The organism is Vibrio sp. ER1A (assembly GCF_000733315.1).
GTDB classification, from domain to species: Bacteria; Pseudomonadota; Gammaproteobacteria; order Enterobacterales; family Vibrionaceae; genus Vibrio; species Vibrio mediterranei.
In genome coordinates, this window is the sequence record NZ_JPJA01000060.1 from 1 (window position 1) to 2,351 (window position 2,351).

At 33.7% G+C, this 2,351-nt stretch carries 3 protein-coding genes; all 3 read left to right on the forward strand.

The window, feature by feature from the left end; genetic code table 11:
* Positions 1-791: hypothetical protein (locus HW45_RS29500; protein ID WP_038225217.1), on the forward strand; the 791-nt coding region annotated here is incomplete at its 5' end.
* Positions 792-802: 11 nt separating this feature from the next.
* Positions 803-1,546, forward strand: a complete 744-nt coding sequence (locus HW45_RS04525; protein WP_038225218.1) for a TcpQ domain-containing protein — start codon at positions 803-805, stop codon at positions 1,544-1,546.
* On the forward strand, positions 1,509-2,351 hold an 843-nt coding region (locus HW45_RS04530; protein ID WP_152559623.1), incomplete at its 3' end, for a hypothetical protein. The genes HW45_RS04525 and HW45_RS04530, both read left to right, overlap by 38 nt.

Consider the following 2,351-nt stretch of genomic DNA (forward strand, 5'->3'; position numbering starts at 1 on the left):
ATTGTCCATCAGGAGAGAGAAATGAAGCATCGTGGAGAAAAGGACTCAGTTGTGCTCTGTCATTTAACTCAAGTCGTTTAGTAGAGTTTTTTTCATGGAAAATAAACAGAAAAACTTCAAGTGAATTTGAGTATCAGCTTGAATATCAGCCTATTAATTCAAAATTAATATCAAATAAAGTTACTGAATCATTAATAGAAGGAGCGATTAGAAATACGATAAGAGTACATGGTTTTGACACAAATGATTTATCAATCAATTTTGTAAAAAACGGTAGTAAAACAATATTAACCGCTTCAACCATAGCAAGACAGTATCTAGCGTCAGACGGCAGTACTAAAATGCAATCTGGTAGCACTATTTGTTGGAAGAATAGCTCGGGTTTAAATATTTGCCTAAAAGGTGATGACGAAGGAATATCAATATTAGATGGAAGTAATAATCCAAGAAACATCAGTGTAGGCACTGTTATAACTAAAGATACAAGTGGCAATAAACGCTCAACTATCGAGAGTAGGATTGTACAAGACGGTGATAAACTATTAAAGCCAATCTGTCCAACAGGACTAAGGCCGAACATATCACTTTCATTAGCCTCATATGGTATTAGTGGCAGCCTACCTAGTCGTGATCGATATTCGCCAATAATCAGTAATGTCACGGTACCAGGAGCATTTTCTCTAGGTTGGACAACTAGTGGCAGTGAGTGGAATATTAATATTGCATCAAATAACCCAGACGTAGATAAATCTAAGATATTGGCAATGGCGTTAATATGGTGTGATGAATAAGGCTATATTTAATGCGTAAAAAAGTAATAAAAATATCGATGATTTCCTTGACCGTTATAATATTACCCTTGAAAGCTCTCTCTAAGGAGGTAATTGTTAGCAATGGAGATACTCTTTATAGCATACTTAGGGATAACGGAATAAGAAGTAATGCTAATAATGTTTCTTGTATGGTAGCTATTAATAAAATACCTAACGTTAGAGACATTAAGGTTGGCACTAGGTTATCTTTACCGAGTATTAGCACATGTAAATCAATGGCGAGCATTACTCCTGATGTTATAGGGACTTTTGATTTCCCTTATGTGGAAAAAAATAACGATTCTAAATTGATTGAATCTGATGAAGAAAATAATAATAGGAATCACGATGAAGTCAAAATTACATGTAGCTACACATTGCCTAAGAATACAGATAATTATGCAAACATAGAAGGGTTTAACTGTGGTTTCGCTGGGAAAAATCAGAAGCATAAAAGTGAAAGCTATAGCCAAAATACATCGAATAAAAATAGTATGGATGCAAATAGTTTTAACATATACGAGGATAAGACCTTGTATTACAACATTACAGAATGGATGAATAGTATAAACGGTACATTACGGTGGAATTCAGAGATGGATAGTCGAATTATCAGTGATATAAGCTTTGGTAATGACTTTAGAGTGGCGCTTAAGAAGCTGTCTTCCTACTACGGAGAATATAGGTTTACATATTATGAGAAGAATAATGTTCTTGAGGTTACTAATAATTAATATTCTATTTTTGTTTATTGTTTCTGGATGCTCAAATACAAGCAATGTTGAAACGAAAGCAGATATAAATAATGTAAAAAAGCAATTGGAACAGCTCTCATCAAACACTAATACTAGGAAGAAAAACAACGTTTCATTTGTTAATGACTTCCTATTTAGAGGTGAGCAGATAGCATTAGATCGCGAAGTAAAGTACCAAAGCATTAATGTGGCCATGTTTTCTATGTATGACATCTCGCTAATAGAGGCAACAAACCCTATTAAATCAAAAGGGATAAGAGTAGAGGTTATGGATAATTGCAATTTTCCTTCGGAAGAACATAAGTCAACGATTAACTATAAAGGCAATATTGTTGGGTATTTAAACTATCTTAAAGAAATCTATAACTATGATGCTCTTTTTGATGGGAAAAACCTTCGACTTAACAAGTGTTCTGTTTATAACGCTCAGTTACCGGGGAACACATTTACGTCAAATATGAATATGTCCGTAAATGTAGTTTCTAGTAGTTCCATTTCTGGGGTACATAATCAGGATGATATGGACTCTATTGTATCTACAATAGAATCTATATTAAAAGGGGAAGGTGACATCATACTATCAAAACGTACTGGACACATACGAGTTACATCGAGACCAGACAAAATAGATTCAGTTAGAGGGTTTATAGATAGATTACTAAAGAATCAAGAAAAGCAAACCTCTATTGACGTTAAGATTGTGCAATACTCCGGAGATGAAAGTTCAGTTTTTGGATTATCCGGAAAGTTAGCATATAAAGATAATAATTTTTCAAACTCAATA

Bases quoted from the DNA above. Each gene is read 5' to 3' on its own strand.
- HW45_RS04525 (WP_038225218.1), top strand. From the start codon at position 803: ATGCGTAAAAAAGTAATAAAAATATCGATGATTTCCTTGACCGTTATA.